This is a genomic window from Aquisediminimonas profunda, from assembly GCF_019443285.1.
Taxonomy (GTDB): domain Bacteria; phylum Pseudomonadota; class Alphaproteobacteria; order Sphingomonadales; family Sphingomonadaceae; genus Aquisediminimonas; species Aquisediminimonas profunda.
Genome location: NZ_CP080327.1, coordinates 1,721,080 through 1,737,796, shown reverse-complemented (window position 1 = coordinate 1,737,796; position 16,717 = coordinate 1,721,080). Strand labels below are relative to the sequence as shown.

General features: G+C 59.0%; 20 protein-coding genes, 1 tRNA gene and 1 pseudogene. 13 read left to right on the top strand and 9 right to left on the bottom strand.

Features of this window, described 5'->3' with window-relative positions:
* Positions 1–52 precede the first annotated feature (52 nt).
* Complete coding sequence (locus K0O24_RS08615; protein ID WP_219892351.1) at positions 53–1,864, top strand: M2 family metallopeptidase; 1,812 nt, start codon at positions 53–55, stop codon at positions 1,862–1,864.
* 49 nt (positions 1,865–1,913) lie between these two features.
* On the opposite strand, the gene K0O24_RS08610 is transcribed toward K0O24_RS08615, so the two are convergent.
* Together K0O24_RS08610 and K0O24_RS08605 are read right to left on the bottom strand one after the other, a co-directional pair.
* Positions 1,914–3,368: an AMP nucleosidase gene (locus K0O24_RS08610; RefSeq protein ID WP_219892350.1), complete on the bottom strand. Its 1,455-nt coding sequence runs from the start codon at positions 3,366–3,368 to the stop codon at positions 1,914–1,916.
* A 44-nt stretch (positions 3,369–3,412) separates the two neighbouring features.
* Positions 3,413–3,895 carry a peroxiredoxin gene (locus tag K0O24_RS08605; protein WP_219892349.1) on the bottom strand — a complete coding sequence of 161 codons (483 nt, stop codon included), beginning with the start codon at positions 3,893–3,895 and terminating at the stop codon, positions 3,413–3,415.
* Positions 3,896–4,011: 116 nt separating this feature from the next.
* Between K0O24_RS08605 and K0O24_RS08600 the strand changes: the two genes are divergently transcribed.
* Positions 4,012–4,575 carry a YqgE/AlgH family protein gene (locus K0O24_RS08600; protein ID WP_219892348.1) on the top strand — a complete coding sequence of 188 codons (564 nt, stop codon included), beginning with the start codon at positions 4,012–4,014 and terminating at the stop codon, positions 4,573–4,575.
* An 89-nt stretch (positions 4,576–4,664) separates the two neighbouring features.
* Here K0O24_RS08600 and K0O24_RS08595 read toward each other — a convergent pair whose 3' ends face one another.
* Positions 4,665–5,228 (bottom strand): PEPxxWA-CTERM sorting domain-containing protein, encoded by a 564-nt coding sequence (locus K0O24_RS08595; RefSeq protein ID WP_246610932.1) that lies wholly within the window; start codon positions 5,226–5,228, stop codon positions 4,665–4,667.
* Between the two features lie 307 nt (positions 5,229–5,535).
* Between K0O24_RS08595 and K0O24_RS08590 the strand changes: the two genes are divergently transcribed.
* Together K0O24_RS08590 and K0O24_RS16925 are read left to right on the top strand one after the other, a co-directional pair.
* Positions 5,536–5,934 (top strand): NADH:ubiquinone oxidoreductase subunit NDUFA12, encoded by a 399-nt coding sequence (locus tag K0O24_RS08590; RefSeq protein ID WP_219892347.1) that lies wholly within the window; start codon positions 5,536–5,538, stop codon positions 5,932–5,934.
* Positions 5,931–6,341: pseudogene (locus K0O24_RS16925) on the top strand (DUF2155 domain-containing protein); the annotation flags it as partial. The gene K0O24_RS08590 and the pseudogene K0O24_RS16925, both read left to right, overlap by 4 nt.
* A gap of 35 nt (positions 6,342–6,376) precedes the next feature.
* On the opposite strand, the gene aat reads toward K0O24_RS16925, so the two are convergent.
* Positions 6,377–7,120 carry a leucyl/phenylalanyl-tRNA--protein transferase gene (aat, locus tag K0O24_RS08580; RefSeq protein WP_246610931.1) on the bottom strand — a complete coding sequence of 248 codons (744 nt, stop codon included), beginning with the start codon at positions 7,118–7,120 and terminating at the stop codon, positions 6,377–6,379.
* Between the two features lie 55 nt (positions 7,121–7,175).
* Between aat and crtY the strand changes: the two genes are divergently transcribed.
* Genes crtY through K0O24_RS08550 form a run of 6 tightly spaced genes read left to right on the top strand, consistent with a single transcriptional unit; the run spans position 7,176 to position 12,303 of the window.
* Positions 7,176–8,318 carry a lycopene beta-cyclase CrtY gene (gene crtY / locus K0O24_RS08575; RefSeq protein ID WP_219892345.1) on the top strand — a complete coding sequence of 381 codons (1,143 nt, stop codon included), beginning with the start codon at positions 7,176–7,178 and terminating at the stop codon, positions 8,316–8,318.
* Positions 8,315–9,799 (top strand): phytoene desaturase, encoded by a 1,485-nt coding sequence (locus K0O24_RS08570; protein WP_219892344.1) that lies wholly within the window; start codon positions 8,315–8,317, stop codon positions 9,797–9,799. The genes crtY and K0O24_RS08570 overlap by 4 nt, the downstream gene beginning before the upstream one ends.
* Complete coding sequence (locus K0O24_RS08565) at positions 9,796–10,377, top strand: LOG family protein (protein ID WP_219892343.1); 582 nt, start codon at positions 9,796–9,798, stop codon at positions 10,375–10,377. The genes K0O24_RS08570 and K0O24_RS08565 overlap by 4 nt, the downstream gene beginning before the upstream one ends.
* Positions 10,374–11,258: a phytoene/squalene synthase family protein gene (locus K0O24_RS08560; RefSeq protein ID WP_219892342.1), complete on the top strand. Its 885-nt coding sequence runs from the start codon at positions 10,374–10,376 to the stop codon at positions 11,256–11,258. The genes K0O24_RS08565 and K0O24_RS08560 overlap by 4 nt, the downstream gene beginning before the upstream one ends.
* Entirely contained in the window at positions 11,255–11,680 is a 426-nt protein-coding gene (locus tag K0O24_RS08555; RefSeq protein ID WP_219892341.1) for a DUF983 domain-containing protein, read from the top strand. Before K0O24_RS08560 ends, K0O24_RS08555 begins: the two co-directional genes overlap by 4 nt.
* A gap of 17 nt (positions 11,681–11,697) precedes the next feature.
* Positions 11,698–12,303, top strand: a complete 606-nt coding sequence (locus K0O24_RS08550; RefSeq protein WP_219892340.1) for an SOS response-associated peptidase family protein — start codon at positions 11,698–11,700, stop codon at positions 12,301–12,303.
* A gap of 73 nt (positions 12,304–12,376) precedes the next feature.
* Here the strand turns inward: K0O24_RS08550 and K0O24_RS08545 are convergent, their stop codons facing one another.
* A complete protein-coding gene (locus K0O24_RS08545) occupies positions 12,377–12,832 on the bottom strand; it encodes a hypothetical protein (RefSeq protein ID WP_219892339.1) in 456 nt (151 codons plus the stop codon).
* A 266-nt stretch (positions 12,833–13,098) separates the two neighbouring features.
* Between K0O24_RS08545 and K0O24_RS08540 the strand changes: the two genes are divergently transcribed.
* On the top strand, positions 13,099–13,443 hold the full coding sequence (locus K0O24_RS08540) for a gamma-glutamylcyclotransferase family protein (RefSeq protein ID WP_219892338.1): 345 nt from the start codon (positions 13,099–13,101) through the stop codon (positions 13,441–13,443).
* Positions 13,444–13,562: 119 nt separating this feature from the next.
* Here the strand turns inward: K0O24_RS08540 and K0O24_RS08535 are convergent.
* Positions 13,563–13,652: transfer RNA gene (locus K0O24_RS08535), tRNA-Ser, on the bottom strand.
* A 184-nt stretch (positions 13,653–13,836) separates the two neighbouring features.
* On the opposite strand from K0O24_RS08535, the gene K0O24_RS08530 reads away from it, so the two are divergent.
* Entirely contained in the window at positions 13,837–14,595 is a 759-nt protein-coding gene (locus K0O24_RS08530; RefSeq protein ID WP_219892337.1) for a DUF1134 domain-containing protein, read from the top strand.
* A gap of 9 nt (positions 14,596–14,604) precedes the next feature.
* Here the strand turns inward: K0O24_RS08530 and K0O24_RS08525 are convergent, their stop codons facing one another.
* The 3 genes from K0O24_RS08525 to K0O24_RS08515 all read right to left on the bottom strand — a co-directional run bounded on the left by K0O24_RS08525 (position 14,605) and on the right by K0O24_RS08515 (position 16,260).
* On the bottom strand, positions 14,605–15,546 hold the full coding sequence (locus K0O24_RS08525) for an isopenicillin N synthase family dioxygenase (RefSeq protein WP_219892336.1): 942 nt from the start codon (positions 15,544–15,546) through the stop codon (positions 14,605–14,607).
* An 8-nt stretch (positions 15,547–15,554) separates the two neighbouring features.
* Complete coding sequence (locus K0O24_RS08520) at positions 15,555–15,950, bottom strand: bactofilin family protein (protein WP_219892335.1); 396 nt, start codon at positions 15,948–15,950, stop codon at positions 15,555–15,557.
* A gap of 88 nt (positions 15,951–16,038) precedes the next feature.
* The gene (locus tag K0O24_RS08515) at positions 16,039–16,260 is read right to left on the bottom strand and encodes a hypothetical protein (protein ID WP_219892334.1); all 222 of its coding nucleotides are present in this window, start codon (positions 16,258–16,260) and stop codon (positions 16,039–16,041) included.
* A gap of 50 nt (positions 16,261–16,310) precedes the next feature.
* Between K0O24_RS08515 and K0O24_RS08510 the strand changes: the two genes are divergently transcribed.
* On the top strand, positions 16,311–16,697 hold the full coding sequence (locus K0O24_RS08510; protein ID WP_219892333.1) for a hypothetical protein: 387 nt from the start codon (positions 16,311–16,313) through the stop codon (positions 16,695–16,697).
* Positions 16,698–16,717: the final 20 nt, after the last annotated feature.

The window sequence follows — 16,717 nt, the reverse complement described above, 5'->3', positions numbered from 1 at the left end:
TTGTCGCGCCAATCTCCGCGCAATAATATTTCAAAGCCGAGGTTCTGATTCCATGAAATTCGCCGTCTCTTCGCTGGCGCTTGCGCTGTCGCTTTCCGTCGTCTCCCCTGCCCTTTCCCAGACCGCCCCCACAGCTGCCGATGCGGACAAGTTCGTGGCGGCCGCCGAAAAGGAACTGGGGGATTTCACCGTCTTCAATGCCCAAGTCAGCTGGATCAATCAGACATACATAACCGACGACACCGATGCCGTGGCGGCAAGGGTTGGCGCGCAGGGCACCGAACTCGGCGTCCGTTACGCGACGGAAGCAGCAAAGTATCAGGCAATCCCCAACCTGTCCTATGACACCAAACGCAAGCTGGACTTGCTCCGGGGCGGTCTGACGTTGCCTGCGCCGACCACCGAGGGCGCCGCAGTCGAGCTGAACACGATCGCGACGCGCCTGCAATCCGCCTATGGCAAGGGCAAGGGCACGCTGAAGGGACAGCCGATCGGCGGGTCTGACATCGAAGCCGAAATGGGCACCAATCGCGACCCTGACCTGCTGAAGGAAATGTGGGCCAGCTGGAACAATAATGTCGGCAGCCCGATGCGCGCCGACTATGCCCGCGAAGTCGAGATTGCGAATGCCGGTGCGCGCGAGCTTGGCTATGCCGATGTGGGTGCGATGTGGCGTTCGCAATATGACATGCCAGCAGATGACTTCGCCAAGCTTACCGACAAGCTGTGGGCACAGGTGAAACCGCTTTATGACCAGCTGCACTGCTACACACGCACAAAGCTCAATGAGAAATACGGCGATGCTGTTCAGGCCAAGACTGGACCGATCCGTGCCGACCTGCTTGGCAACATGTGGGCGCAGGAATGGGGCAACATATACGACATCGTTGCTCCGAAGGGCGCGGGCGATATCGGTTATGACACAGGCGAACTCCTGAAATCCAAAGGCTATGACCCGATCAAGATGGTCCGGACCGGCGAAGGATTTTACAAGTCATTGGGCTTCGATCCCCTGCCTGAAACATTCTGGCAGCGTTCTCAGATCACAAAGCCGGCAGACCGGGAAGTCGTTTGCCACGCAAGCGCGTGGGACCTCGACAATCTCAACGATCTGCGCATCAAGATGTGCACCAAAGTGAACGCCGATGATTTCCGCACGATCCATCATGAACTCGGCCATAATTTTTACCAGCGCGCCTACAACAAGCAGCCCCTGCTTTATTTGAACGGCGCCAATGACGGTTTCCACGAAGCGATCGGCGATTTCATCGCGCTTTCGATCACGCCACAGTATCTGGTTCAGATCGGCCTGCTCGATGCAGACAAGGTGCCGAGTGCCGACAAGGATGTCGGCCTTTTGCTCCGTCAGGCTATGGACAAGGTCGCCTTCCTGCCGTTCGGCCTTCTCGTCGACAAATATCGCTGGGATATCTTTGCGGGCAAGACCACGACCAGCCAGTACAACAAGGCATGGACCGATCTTCGCCTCAAATATCAGGGCATTGTCCCGCCCGTCCCGCGTGATGAGACGAATTTCGACGCAGGCGCCAAATATCATGTCCCCGGCAATGTGCCGTACACGCGCTATTTCCTTGCGCGCATCCTGCAATTCCAGTTCTACAAGGCGGCATGCGACATTGCGAAGTGGAAGGGTCCGCTCCATCGCTGTTCCTTCTATGGCAACAAGGAGGTCGGCGCGCGGCTGAACGCCATGCTTGCGATGGGCGCATCAAAGCCCTGGCCGGACGCACTGCAGGCCTTCACCGGCAGCCGCGAGATGGATGGCACGGCCATGGTCGCCTATTTCAAGCCGCTGATGACCTGGCTCAAGCAGCAGAACAAGGGCAAGGCCTGCGGTTGGTAATGAAGGCGGAGTCCCTTCTTCCCGGGAGGGGAGAAGGGAGCCGCGATACTCACCTGAACGGCGGCTCGTTGAAGGCGCGCAGCTTGCGGCTATGCAGTTTCGGGCCTTCGGCCTTCAGTTGCCGACAGGCCTCGATGCCGATCAACATGTGTTCGGCAATCGCCCGCTCATAGAACCGGTTCGCCTGTCCCGGCAGCTTGAGTTCGCCGTGCATGGGCTTGTCAGAGACGCAAAGCAGCGTTCCATAAGGAACGCGAAAGCGATAGCCTTGCGCCGCAATCGTGGCCGACTCCATGTCTATGCCGACGGCGCGTGACTGGCTGAAGCGCAGCGCCGACTTGGAATACCGCAATTCCCAGTTCCGATCATCGGTCGTGACAATCGTGCCCGTGCGCAGCCGGCTCTTGAGCTTCTCGCCGCTCTCTCCCGAAACCTGCTCCGCGGCGCGCGCCAACGCCTGTTGGACTTCGGCAATCGGGGGAATGGGGATTTCCGGCGGCAGCATGTCGTCCAGCACATGATCGTCGCGCAGATAAGCGTGCGCAAGGACATAATCCCCGATCCGCTGGCTCGGACGGAGCCCCCCGCAGTGCCCGATCATCAGCCACGCCTCCGGGCGCATGACGGCCATATGATCGGTTATTGTCTTCGCGTTCGACGGACCGACCCCGATATTGACGAGCGTGATGCCTGTCCCGTCCGGCGCCATAAGGTGCCAGGCCGGCATCTGGTGTCGCCTCCAGGCGCTGTCAGCGACGACGCTGTGGGGATCGTCAGTATGCTCTGTAACCATCACCCCGCCGGGGCACGACAGGCTGGTATAGGCCCCGCCATTTCCGATTTGAGCACAGCTCCAGTCCACGAACTCATCGACATAGCGGTGGTAGTTGGTGAAAAGGACGTAGCGCTGAAAATGTTCGGGCGGCGTACCGGTATAGTGGCGCAACCGGGCCAGCGAGAAATCGGTGCGCAAGCCATCGAACAGGGCCAGCGGGCGCGGATCATCAAGTCCAGAATCGAACAGGCCATCTGCCACTTCATCCCCGATATAGGCCAACTCGGTCGTCGGGAACCAGCGCGAGAGATCCTTGGCGCGGACATCGGCCAGATCGTCATTGGCGTCGAGGACGTAGGGAAACGGGATTTCCTGCCGCCCGGGCCGGGCAATGACCTCAACCCCGTAATCGGCGATCAATATGTCAATCTGCTCAGCAAGATAGTCAGCAAAGAGCGCAGGCTTGGTTACGCTCGTAACGTAGTCGCCGGCCTCGGTGAGCCGCCCGAAGGACCGGAGTGGCGGCGAAAGGGCCTCGTCGCCCTTATAATGCAGCCTGATTTCGGGATAGGCGAAACTGCCGTCCTCTCGCATCGCCGGATCGGGTGGTGTCCCGGTTTCGACAAAGATTTCGATCGCTTTGCGCAGTCGACCGACCGCTGCCACGAAGAGCGCATCGAGCTCGGCAACGATTGCGGCCCCGGATTGAAGTGTGCCTTTAGCAGCCATCCTCCACGCTTACGCGCGGAAGATGACAGCTTCAAGTTGGTCGCTCAGATGTTTTCAAGCATATATTCGGCGGAGCTTACCCGGAATTCGCCGGGGCCTTCGACGAACAGATGTTCGACCGTTCCGTCGTTGACGACCATTGCAAAGCGCTGGCCTCTCGGCCCCATGCCGAACTTCGACCCATCCATTTCGAGGCCGACGGCCTTTACGAAATCGCCATTGCCATCGGCCAGCATCGTGACCTTGCCGTCAACGCCCGATGCCTTGCCCCATGCGCCCATGACAAATGCGTCATTGACGGCGGTGCAGGCAATTTCATCAATCCCCTTGGCCTTGAGGTCAGCTGCATGCTCGACAAAACCCGGAAGGTGCTTGGCCGAGCAAGTCGGCGTAAATGCGCCTGGCACGGAAAAGAGTGCGACGCGCTTGCCCTTGAAGAATTCGTCGCTGGAAACACCTTGTGGGCCGTCCGCAGTCGGCTGAACGAAATTTGTCGACGGGATCTTCTCTCCAACAGAAATAGTCATGGCATATCCTTTCAGTTCAGTTTGTCTCTGGCTGTCCCTCCTCTGGTTCCAACTGCCGCCTATTGCAAGTGGGTGCTGGACATTGGCCAAGTTGCGGATCAATCTTCCTGGCGATCATGGCGCCGAGTCCCCCCTTTCTGACCGGCAAGCTGCTGCTTGCCATGCCCGGTATTGGCGATCCCCGCTTTGAGCGCTCGGTTATCGCGATTTGCCAGCATGACGAAGAAGGAGCGCTGGGCATCGGCATTGGCCGCATCATGCCGCGCCTTGGACTTCACGGATTGCTGGGTCAGTTCGGGATTGAGCCGGGATCAGCGCCGGATGTGCCGATCCACGCGGGCGGGCCGGTTGAACCCCAGCGCGGTTTCGTCCTTCACTCCCTCGACTGGAGCGGGCAGGACAGCATGCAAGTCTCGAACTTGTGGGGTTTGACCGCGACGATTGATGTGCTCCGCGTGATCGGGACGAACAAGGGACCAAAGCGCTGGCTGGTCGCGCTCGGTTATGCAGGTTGGGGGCCGGGTCAGCTTGATGAGGAAATGCACCGCCACGGCTGGCACGTGGCCGACGCGAATGACACGCTTCTCTATGACATGCCCGTTGAAGAACGCTGGACAGCTGCGTTCGAAGCGCAGGGAATAGATCCGCGGTTGCTGGCACTGGACAGCGGTCACGCGTGAGTCAGCGGCAGAGCTGCAGCGGTTGTTCTTCAGGCAAAAGAAAACCGCGGACCTTTCGGCCCGCGGCTTCAATTCAAATTGGCCTCAGATTAGGAGAATGCGTGTTGCGGAGCGTTGCGGCGGCGCAGCATCATTCCTGCAAAACCAAACCCAAGAAGCATCATCGCCCAAGTGGCAGGTTCCGGAACCGCAGTCCCAGGGCCCGTAGCAAAGAGCGATACGCCAGAAATCGATCCCGGCGTGATGTTGAAGGTGTCACGATTGGTGCCTGCATCGAACCTGTAGAAGGCCGTTACACCGCCCTGTACATTCACCGGTCCCTGACCGGCGCCATAATGGATGCCGATCCAGGTCAAGCCGTTCAGGGGGGTGACGAAATTGAGGATTGCAGCACCCGGATCAAGCTTCTCGATCGTAACGCCATTCCAGGTCAGGCCGATGCTCGCCAACGCGTTCGTCTGTTCGGTAAGATTTGCGGTGTTCAGCAGGTTGCCCTGAAAATAGCCGGAACATGCAAGTGCATTAGGAACAATGTCATCCAGCCCAATAATTGCGCAACTCGGTACCGGAGTGATGGGCTGGGCAGCAAAAGCAGGTGTCGCAAAACCAGCGGCACAAAGGGCAGCCGCAGCAAGGATAGAATATTTTTTCACGATACAAGCTCCAAAATTAAAATGTTCAGCACTTGGCGCCAAACGGTCCACGGTTTTGTGCGACTCAAATTATTTGCCCGACCGATAGTTCCTTTTCGCCCGGCGCAAAAGCTAATAAATGCTTAACAATGTCCCAAAAATGGTCATTTCGCCCAGCACTCGACAAGATTGCGGCGCCGTTAGCCGGGAACTCGTTTTTCAAGCTGCCATTTTGTACGGCAGTTGCCTCAGTTGGTGAAATTCTGCCGGAAGCAGGCAGGCACCAACACCGTTGCACGAATCCGCGAGCACGGGTAATCGCCCATCCATGGGCATATTCAAGAATATCTTCACCTGGTGGGAAGGCGCGACGTTCGGCACGTGGCTTGGCACCGCGACCAAGGGCAAGCGGATCGGCCATGATGCCGAAGGCAATGTCTATTACGAAGGTGGCAAGACCGTCGGCGGTCTCACGCGTCGCTGGGTGATGTATAATGGCTTGAATGACGCAAGTCGCGTGCCGCCCGAATGGCACGGCTGGCTGCATCACATGATTGACGATGTGCCGGAAAATGCGCTTCCACCCGCACGAATCTGGCAAAAGCCTCCAAGCCGGAATCTGACTGGCACTGTCCATGCCTATCGCCCCGCCGGAGCGCCGGAAGCGGGTGGCGAACGCGCGGCTGCGACGGGCGACTATCAACCTTGGAGCCCTGAACAGGGATGAAACGCCCTGCCCTTTGGGTGCTTGGCGGCTTGGTGGCCGGGCTGGCCGCCTGGCAAGGTTTTGCTCAGATCGAGAATTCGACTGCCAGCAATACAACCGAGCCGGTCCCGACCCAGATTGCGGCACCAGCGCCCAAGCCCGCACCTCCCGTGGTTATCGGCAAGGAAACGCCGATGGCCGAACGTGTCGCGACACTCGGCATCCTCAACAAACGCAACGGCCTCTATCGCGATCTCGTCATGAAACCCGGCCAAGCTGTGCGCATCGGCGATCTCGTCGTGCGACTGAAGGCCTGCGAAACGACCGCTCCTTGGGAAGCGGAACCCTATACCGGGGCATTCGTGCAAGTCATTGTCCATGGCAGTGATGACAAATGGCGCAAGGTCTTCTCGGGCTGGCTCTTCAAGGAATCGCCCTCGCTCAACACGGTCGAGCACCCGATCTACGACGTCTGGACCAAGGCCTGCGCGATGAAGCATCCCGATGTTGGGCCAGACACGATTGTCTTGCGCGGAGATCCTTCGGCCTCAAACAACCGGTCGAGCGCCGAAAAATCACCTGATGGGGCTGCGCCAGCGACTGCCGAAACGTCCGCTCCGGCGCCGACACCCGCAACTGCCGAAACCAACGCCGCCAGGTAGGCTGAACGGTCAATTTCGATCGCTCCCAATGAGGCGAGGTGCGGCGTAATGAACTGGCAATCAAGCAGCGTGAAGCCACCGGCACGCAGCCGCGCAACGAGATGAGCCAAGGCCACTTTCGAGGCATCGGTCGCTCGGCTGAACATCGATTCGCCGAAAAAGGCCCGCCCGAGCTTTACGCCATAGAGACCGCCTACAAGTCTGCCCCTTTCCCATGTCTCAATACTGTGCGCGTGCCCGCCTGCATGAAGCAGCGCCACCGAGGCTTCGATCTGGTGGTTGATCCAGGTGGAGGGGCGATCTGCAGCCTGCTCCGCACACAGCCGCACGACATCCGCAAAGGCAAGGTCAGCGGTTGTTTCATACCGCCCGGATCGCAATGTCTTTGCCAGGGAACGCGAAAGCCTGAATCCGTCAAGCGGCAGAATACCGCGTTTGCGCGGCTCAACCCAATAGACGTCAGGCGCATCGCGCCCGTCAGCCATTGGGAATATCCCGGCAGCATAGGCCTTCAGGAGAAGTGCAGGGTCAAGCGGCTGTGTCATCCTGGTCATTTTACACCGGCTTTCGCCTGCGGCCAAACCCGTCTACGGACAAAGTGTGCACGATGAGATCAACTGTGATGTGGCGATTGCTGGCGGTGGCCTTGCCGGCGGACTGATTGCACTGGCGCTGGCAGAAAAAAGGCCGGACCTTGACGTCAGGTTGATAGAATCATCGCCAAATATCGGCGGAAATCATCTCTGGTCGTTTTTCGACAGCGATATTGCCCTTAAAGACAGGTGGCTGATAGACCCTCTCATCTGTCATCACTGGCCTGATTATGACGTTTCATTTCCGGCGCACCACCGCACACTTCATACTGGCTACAACAGCATCGAGTCCGAACGGCTGGATCTTGTGGTTCGGGCGAAATTGCGCCCTGACCAGATCATCGCAGCCGCAGTGGCAGCAATCGATACAAGCATCACGCTGTCCGACGGCAGATCGATTGCCGCACCGGTTGTCATTGATGCTCGCGGCCCGGCTGATATCTCCTGCCTTGATGTGGGCTGGCAGAAATTCCTTGGCCAGAAACTGCGCATCCGAGGCGGACATGGCCTTGTGCGCCCGATCGTGATGGACGCGACTGTTTTGCAGAATGACGGTTATCGCTTCGTCTATTGCTTGCCATTCGATGCCGATACGGTCTTTGTCGAAGACACCTATTACAGCGACGGCCCGTCGCTCGAACCAGAGGCCTTGCGCCAGCGGATCGCAGCCTATGCACAACGACGCGGTTGGCAGATCGAAGCAATCGAGCGCGAGGAAACGGGAGTCCTTCCCGTTGCCATGGGTGGTGATTTTGCAGCCTATTGGGACTCTGGCGGCGCGGTCGCCAAGGCGGGGATGCGCGCGGGACTCTTCCACCCGACCACGGGATATTCGCTGCCTGACGCGGTCCGACTTGCGATCGCCATCACAACCGACCCGGCAATGACGCCAAAGCGGGCCCGGGCCTATGCGAAAAGGCGCTGGGAGGAACGGGGCTTCTATAGAATGCTCGACACAATGCTTTTTCGGGCATCGGAGCCCGACAAGGAATACAAGGTCCTTGAACGATTCTATCGGCTCTCTCCCCCGCTCATCGAGCGGTTTTATGCCGGACGCTCTACATTCTTCGACAAGATCCGCATCTTGAGCGGAAAGCCGCCAGTCCCTATCGGTCGAGCGATCAGGGCAATATTGGGATATAAAAGTTGAAGCGCGCCATCATTATCGGGTCGGGTTTTGGTGGGCTAGCGCTTGCCATTCGCTTGCAGTCGGCCGGCATCGAAACCACGGTCGTGGAAGCACGGGACAAACCCGGCGGTCGTGCCTATTTCTGGGAGAAGGACGGCTTCACCTTTGATGCCGGACCAACCGTAATTACGGATCCGGATTGCCTTCAGGAACTCTGGTCGCTCTCGGGACGCAGCATGTCAGATGACGTCGTGCTGGACCCGGTCATGCCATTCTACCGACTCAATTGGCCAGATGGCACCAATTTCGATTATTCGAACGACAATGCCGCACTGACGAATGAGATCGCCAAGCTCGATCCCGCAGACCTGGCAGGATACCAGCGCTTCCTGGAATATGCGGCAGGAGTTTATGAGGAAGGCTATCTGAAACTCGGGCATGTGGCGTTTCTTGACTTCGCCTCGATGATCAAGGCGGCCCCGGCGCTTGCAAGATATCAGGCGTGGCGCTCCGTCTATTCGATCGTTGCATCCTTTGTGCGCAACGAAAAGCTGCGCGAGGCACTGTCTTTCCACACACTGCTTGTGGGCGGAAACCCCTTTACGACCAGCGCGATCTATGCGCTGATCCACAAACTGGAAAAGGACGGTGGCGTCTGGTTTGCGCGCGGTGGGACCAACAGGCTGATCGCTGCAATGGTTACACAGTTCGAACGTTTGGGTGGAACGATCAGGCTCGACGATCCGGTTGAAGAGATCGAAACGCTTGGCGACAAGGCGACTGGGGTGAGGACGCGGTCAGGATGGCAGGCCGATGCAGACGCTGTCGCGTCAAATGCCGATATCATGCACAGCTATCGGGACTTGCTGACGAGTAACCGGCGGGGGCAACGCGCTGCGGCTTCGCTTGAACGCAAACGCTTTTCGCCGTCGCTTTTCGTCGTCCACTTCGGGATCAGGGGCAGCTGGCCGGGCATTCCCCATCACATGATCCTGTTCGGCCCGCGTTACAAAGGGTTGCTTGAGGATATCTACAAGCACGGCATCCTGCCGCACGATTTTTCGCTCTACCTCCATCATCCGACCGTCACAGATCCGTCAATGGCCCCGGAGGGCTGTTCGACCTTCTATGCGCTCGCACCAGTTGCCCATCTGGGAAAGGCGCCGCTTGATTGGGATGGAGAAATTGGCAAGCTGCTGGAGGATCGCATCCTTGACGAGATTCAGCGCCGCCTGATCCCTGACATTCGTTCCCGCATCGTGACCAGCTTCCGGTATGCCCCGACCGACTTTGCGCATGACCTCAGCGCCTATCAGGGTAGCGCCTTCAGTCTGGAGCCAACCCTGACCCAATCGGCCTGGTTCCGCACGCACAATCGGGACGATGCCATTCCCAATCTCTATTTCGTTGGCGCCGGGACGCATCCTGGAGCCGGAATTCCGGGGGTCGTCGGCAGTGCAAAAGCGACAGCGAAGCTGATGCTGGAAGATCTGGCGCGGTGAACAGGCTGGCTGTTTACTGTGGCTCGTCACCGGGTGCCGATCCCGTTTATGCCGCAGCGGCCCGAAGCCTTGGCGCCGAAATGGCGGCGCGCGGGATTGGACTTGTATTTGGCGGAGGTCGCATCGGGTTGATGGGCGTCATAGCCGACGCGGTGCTTGACGCAGGCGGGGAAGTGATTGGCGTCATCCCGTCTGCGCTTGAGGACAAGGAGTTGGCGCACAGGGGCTGCACGGAACTTCATGTCGTCGCGACCATGCACGAAAGAAAAGCCCTTATGGCAGATTTTGCCAAGGGATTCATTGCGATGCCGGGCGGTTTTGGAACGCTCGATGAAATATTTGAAATGCTGACCTGGGGTCAACTGGGATACCATACGAGGCCCTGCGGTTTTCTCAATGTTTCAAACTTTTACGACAATCTCTTTATGTTTCTTGATCACTGTGTGACTGCTCGGTTCGTGACCAGCGTGCATCGCGACATGGTCATCGCCGATACCGAGCCTGGCCGCCTGCTGGACACTATGCAGGCTTTTGAGCCGCCGGATCAGGCCAAGTGGCTTGATCGCTTCGACCTGTGACCGAAAATCGTACTGCCCTTGTCGCCCATGCAAGGGAGAGCATCGGCCGCGGATCGACATCCTTTGCTCTTGCGTCACAGCTCTTCGATCGACAGACCCGTGAGTGGGCATGGCTGCTCTATTGCTGGTGCCGGCGCTGCGACGACATAGCCGATGGCCAGGATCACGGCGGCACCATGTCTGCAGTAGATGACCCGGCAGAGAGGCTGGCGCGAATCGCGGACCTGACGACACTGGCGCTGGAGGGCAAGGAAACCGGCGACCCTGCGTTCGATGCGCTGGGTGTTGTTGCCCGCGAATGTGCCATCCCGCACACATATATCTATGACCTGATTGAAGGGTTTGCGCTTGATGCCTCGGGCTGGCACCCGCGCACCGAGCAGGACCTGTTGAAATATTGTTATCATGTCGCCGGCGCCGTGGGGTGCATGATGGCCATTGTCATGGGTGCAGACCCGGACGACGCAGACACGCTTGAGCGCGCTGCAGATTTGGGCAAGGCATTCCAATTGGCCAACATCGCGCGCGACATCAGTGAAGATGACGCCGCAGGACGCTGCTACATCCCGGACGAATGGCTTGCGGAAGCGGATATTCCTCCCGGAGAGCAGATGCGCCCGTTTTACCGGTCCCGCCTTGCGGATATCGGCTGGTGGCTGGCCGATATGGCACAGGACTTCGAAGCCAGCGGCCGGATAGGCGCACGCAAATTGCCATTTCGCGCAAGATGGGCTGTCTTGGCGGCGGCAGGGATCTATGGTGATATTGCCCGCGAGGTTGCAGCACGCGGACAGGCTGCCTGGGATCGACGGGTGATCGTCAGCAAAGCAGCCAAGGCAAGATGGATACTGAAGGCATTCTTTCAGGCGGTCGGCGCATGACAGCGAACTTGCTGCCACAGGAATTGCCGAGGTCGGCCTGGCAATCGGCCCTGCGCGGGGCGTGCAACCGATGCCCGAGTTGTGGCCGCGAACATCTCTTTTTCAAGTTCCTGAAGCCCATCTCGCGCTGCGGATCTTGCGGCCAGGATTGGGCGCACCAGCAAGCAGACGACTTTCCGGCCTATCTTGCAATCCTCGTGACAGGCCATGTTCTGGCGCCGCTCATCATCGCACTTGTGAACCATACAGATTTGCCAGTCTGGGGCCTCATGGCACTGATCGTGTCCCTTGCGCTCGTGATGATGCTTGCGATGCTGCAGCCCGCCAAGGGCGCGATCATTGCGACGCAATGGTGGCTGGGGATGCACGGCTTTGAAAAGCCTCCGCGTCCTTCAGAAAAGCCTAAGTCCGAAACCGACTGATCTGGTGGAGCAAGCGAATGTGCAATCTCTATCGCATGGATGAAAAGGACATTCGGCTATTCAGGGATTGGGAAGACCTGGCTCTTCCCCCCATCCTCGCGCCGTTCGACCAGCAGATGTACCCGAAGGGCAAGGGCCTGGTCCTGAGGATCGAAGGCCATGCGCCTGTCTGGGATGTCATGCCCTGGGGAGTTCCGATCACTTTGCCCGGCAAGCGGCCAGGGACGAGTGTAAAGAAGCATGTGACCAACGTGCGGAACCTTGAGAGCCCGTTCTGGAAAGCGACCCTGCAGGATCCGACGCGGCGATGCCTTGTTCCGTTCACACAATTCGCCGAGCCGGCGCCCGGAAAGGATGCCGCAACCGGTCGACCGGCACAATATTGGTTCAACGTTCCCGCGCAGCCAGTTGCGGCCTTCGCCGGACTCTGGCGCCCTTCGGAATCGGGAAATGTGTTTGCGTTCCTGACCTGCGAACCGAACCCATTGGTCGCTCCGCTTCACCCAAAAGCAATGCCGGTTATCCTGCATCCAACGGACTACAAGAGGTGGTTGAGCGGTGAGAACGCCCAAAGCCTCGTGGCACCGTTTCCGTCACAGCTAATGGCCTTGGTGCAACACTAGAAGCGACAACAGGGCGGCCCTTGGAGGGCCGCCTTGCGTCATCGTTGCAACCGCATCGAGTTGCATGTCGAGGTCAGTCGTACCACTGCCCTGTGCCGCTCGATGCTGTGCCTTTGCCGTGGCTCGTCACGGCACCGTTCTTGCCAGCATAGACGCCGCTTGTTCCCGCAAGACCACCGACACACCCCTGCTCGTCAGCAGACATGTAGTTGCAGCCAAAGGTTACGAAGAAATTCCCGTCCGGCGCAGCAACGTCGCACATCATGTGGCTCATGAAGATGGCATCATGGGGCGGCTGGCTCATGGTGATGCATTTGAACGTATATTTGGACTTCTTTCCGTCCGCCCATGTAGTCTCGCCGCTTCCGCTGAAGCCAGCAGCGCCATAGGTGCGGCCGTCCGGTGCCTTGTTTGACATGGCCATGGCCGGCGCATTGGACATGGACTGGAACGTGAAGGTCTGGGCCGTTGCAGCAGTTGCAGTGGTGGCAGCCACAATGGCCGCCAGAAAGGCGGTAGCTTTCATCATTTGGAAATCCCCTATCGTTGTTCGTTGGTCACGCTACGCGAGGAACACATCCGGCGCCGAGAATTGGTCACGTGTCACAAAGCTTGAGACCCGACCCCCTGACATGATCAGACTGCGCCGATTCGAGCAGAGAGTCGAGTCACGATGCGCTTGGGCTCGCTGACCCGATCAAAGCCCCGCATAAACGCCGAATATGGTCGAATTGGCTAACACGAACGCGCACGAGGGCATTGAGTCGATTTCAGACCGGCAGTACTTGAGCCGAAATGGCGATAGACAATTTCCTGGCGACCTATGGCACGCTTGCGCCGGGCCAACCCAATCACCACCAGCTTGCATCGCTGCCGGGCGTGTGGCTGACAGGCAACGTCAAGGGCTGGCTCGTGAACAAGGGTTGGGGTTCAGCCCTTGGATATCCCGCCCTCGTACCGGATGAAGCCGGCGGCCGCATTGGCGTTCATGTGCTGAATTCGCCAGATTTGCCGGCACATTGGTCACGCCTGGATGCCTTCGAGGGGACTCAATATCGGCGCGTGGCCACTCGGGTCGAAACGGCCGAGGGCTGTGTTGAGGCGTGGATTTACATCGAAGCGCAGTCTGCATCGAGCTGATACATGGCACGCAGCATGTCCGGGAGATCGTGAAGCCTGCAAGACCGGACGGGCGGGCATGCTTGGGCTGTCGAAACCTTGCCGCCTCTTGTGGCGCTATGGCGGAAAAGGACAGATTCTGGCGGAGACGGAGGGATTCGAACCCTCGGTACCGTTGCCGGTACGACGATTTAGCAAACCGTTGGTTTCAGCCACTCACCCACGTCTCCGGCGCCTGGCAGAGGCGGGGCTATAGCGAGGGCTTTGGTGGCGCGCAACAGGCCAGTTTTTACGATTGCGCCGCAATTGGACGCAGAATTGACTCAACCCGTCGCGGCTGGCTTGCAGGACGCGCGGCGAAGGATTCTAGTCGCCGGACAGGGTTTGGTGTGGGCCGGACCGAGGGAGATTGGCATGGCATTCAAGTTTCCGGCCTGGGCCGCTGCAGCACTCAGCGCAATGGCTCTGGTGGTCGCCCCGGCATCTGCCGAAATTCGGACGATCGATCCAAGCGCGCCGGCGGCGGTTGACCCCGTTTCTTCTTCGACGGCAAATGTCACACCGGCTTCTGACCCCAATGCGAATATCAATGCTGATCTTGCACCAGCCGAAGGTCAGGCACCTGCTGCACCGGCGCCTGCGACATCGACATCGACGTCGGCCGCAGTGCGGGAACAGGCCGCGACCGGCACGACCTATCACAAGGACGATGTCATCGGTGCTGCCGAGGGTGTGTTCGGGAAGGGCGCCAAGGGCCTTGCCGAGATTGTCGAAAAAATCCTGAAGGATCAGGGCGAACCCAACGCCTATATTGCGGGCCGTGAAGCGTCAGGCGCCATTGTCGTCGGACTGCGTTACGGTTCGGGCACGCTGTCCCACACTGTTGAGGGGCAGCGCCCTGTCTATTGGACCGGCCCATCGGTCGGCTTTGATCTGGGCGGAGACGCGACCAAGGTATTCGTGCTGGTCTACAACCTCTACGACAGCCAGGATCTTTATCGCCGCTATCCGCAGGTTGAAGGGCGCGCCTATTTCGTCGGCGGCTTTTCTGCGACCTATTTGCGCCGCGGCGATGTGGTGATCATTCCCATCCGGCTGGGCGTCGGCGTCCGGCTTGGCGCGAACATCGGCTATATGAAGTTCAGCGAAAAGTCGAAGCTGCTCCCCTTCTGATCGCGACGCTCAGGCGGTCTTCAAGCCAATCTCGACGAGCCTTTGCTGGAGATAGTCATCAGCCGTGATCGGCTGCGGATAGCGATCGGGATGCGCCGCGTCGACACAACCCGACAGCGTCTTGATCTCGAAATCCGACGCAAGGTGCAGGAAGAACGGCATTGAATAGCGCGGGATGTGCCTGCGTTCGGGCGGAGGGTTGATCACGCGGTGGGTAGTCGACGGCAGCCGGTGATTGGTCAACCTCTGGAGCATGTCCCCCACGTTGATGACCATTGCCCCATCTGGCGGATCAATCGGCAACCATTCGCCTGACCTGGTCAACAGTTGCAATCCGGCTTCCTCCGCGCCCAGCAAAAGGGTGATGAGGTTGATATCCTCATGCGCCCCGGCCCGGATGCCGTCTGCATCGCGAGGGATTGGCGGATAGTGCAGCAACCGCAGCACCGAATTGCCATCCCGAACTGCCGGATCGAACCAGTCCGGCGCCAGCCCAAGATATCGGGCAATACCCGACAAGAGCTTGTTTCCTGCCAAATCGAAGGCGGCAAAGATCTCCAGCAGCGTCTTCCTGAATTCGGGAATTTCCTCTGGCCAGATATTATCAGGCATTCGATCGCGAAACCGGTGGCCGGGCGGCAAATCTCGCCCGACATGCCAGAATTCCTTCAGGTCATGTGTGTCAGCATCCTTGGCAATCTCGATTCCGAACGGCGTGTAACCACGCGCGCCACCAAGGCCGGGAAGAGTATACTTCCGCTTTGCCTCAACGGGCAACGCAAAGAAGGCGCGGATCAGATCCCAAGTCTTCGCAATCAACGACGGATCGACGCCATGGTCAGAAATCACGGCGAATCCGAACGTCTCGAAAGACTCGCCCAGGCTGTGCGCAAAGCCTTCAGCATCGCTCGCCTGCCGGTCGAGCGAGAGTGTGGGTACAGACCTCAGCACGAAGCTTTCTACTCGCTGCTCGACACCAGCTTCAACTGGCCTTCACCGCCCCGTTGGGTCAGGCGCCCATCGACCAGCGCCCCCGTCTCGATCGACACGCTTTCATAAGACAGATCTCCACTGATCCGCGCGGTCTTCTCAACGATCAGGGTGCGAGCGTTGACCGTGCCACCAACAGTGCCGCCAAGCGTTGCCGTCTCGGCGCTGATATTGCCCTTGATGCGTCCGCCTGCGCCAAGGATCAGGCTTGCGCAATGGATGTCCCCTTCAACCGAGCCATCAAGGTGCAGATCGCCCTTTCCGCTGATATTGCCAGTAATCGTCACTTCGGAACCGATGAACGAAAGCGAACCGCCCGACCCCGACGCGCCCGCAGGCCCGCCCGATTTTCCACCCCAAGCCATATTTCGCGACTCCAGCAAGAACAGAGATTGCGCGAGCCTAGCCCGCCCTGCTCAAATCGGCAATTCCCGGCATTCCGGAGACGGCCGCCTAGAGGATTCCGCCGCCAAGCATAAGCCGCAGCACGCCGACAACGATGACGACAATGTTGAGGTTCCTGCCGCTCGTCCTGTCGGACATGGCGCCCAGAGCAAGGCCAATAATCGCGATCGGAATGATGAACCAGTTTGCCCAGCCAAGCAATGGAATGAACGCGATCGCGACGAGCACGAGAGCAATGAGGCCAAGCACGATAGAAACAAGATTTCGCATAATGACTGTCTGCGCGCTTGCGCTCGCCGGTGCAAGCATTCGGTTACGTTGTGTTAACCAAACCAGCCTATGAAATCACTGGGGGTAACTCGATGCGCATTGCTGCACGTATGGCCGTTCAATCTGCTGCGCCGGATCGGAGGCGCAAGGAACGCTTTGACGTCCAGACCGATGAGGCCGCCTTCATCCAGGGCTATCATGGCGGGGACATTGTCATCGTTGATCTTTCGGAAAATGGCTTCAAGGCCATGGCTGGAACGCACATTCCGCCAAAATCGCTCGTTCGGCTCAAAGTGCCCGGTCTCGGAATTGTCCTGGCCCGCATTGTCTGGTCGAAGGGCGGCATCCTTGGTGGTGAATTCATCAATCCCGTTGGAATCGGGCGGCTTCGGCTTGTTCCCGGCGTTGGCAACCAGATGGTCGCCCGCGAACTTTAACGCTCCTTCCGCCCGGTTGC